Consider the following 382-nt stretch of genomic DNA (forward strand, 5'->3'; position numbering starts at 1 on the left):
CTACAAATTAAAGTGCCATGTAGGCCGGGTAAGCGCAGCGCCACCCGGCATTTTTTCAGGCGCGATCGACCGTAAAGGCAATCACATCGCCCAGGTGCTCGGCACCCAGCGCCAGCATGACCAGGCGATCCACACCCAGCGCCACGCCGGAGCAGTCCGGCAGACCGGCTTTAAGCGCTTCAAGCAGATGAGTATCAATCGGCTGCGGCGGCAGACCGCGCGCGTTGCGCTTGCGGTTATCCTGCTCGAAACGCTGCTGCTGTTCGCGCGCGTCGGTCAGCTCGTGGAAACCGTTCGCCAGCTCGATGCCTTTGAAATACACCTCAAAACGCTCCGCCACGCGGTGATCTTCGGTGCTGATCTGCGCCAGTGAGGCCTGGCT

At 61.5% G+C, this 382-nt stretch carries 1 protein-coding gene; it reads right to left on the reverse strand.

Features of this window, described 5'->3' with window-relative positions:
- Window positions 1–55 precede the first annotated feature (55 nt).
- Window positions 56–382, reverse strand: a 327-nt coding sequence (locus RTW80_RS27630; RefSeq protein WP_312721295.1) for an amino acid--tRNA ligase-related protein, incomplete at its 5' end; no start/stop codon positions are given.

It is taken from the genome of Escherichia sp. AM3 (genome assembly GCF_032029835.1).
GTDB lineage: Bacteria > Pseudomonadota > Gammaproteobacteria > Enterobacterales > Enterobacteriaceae > Escherichia > Escherichia coli.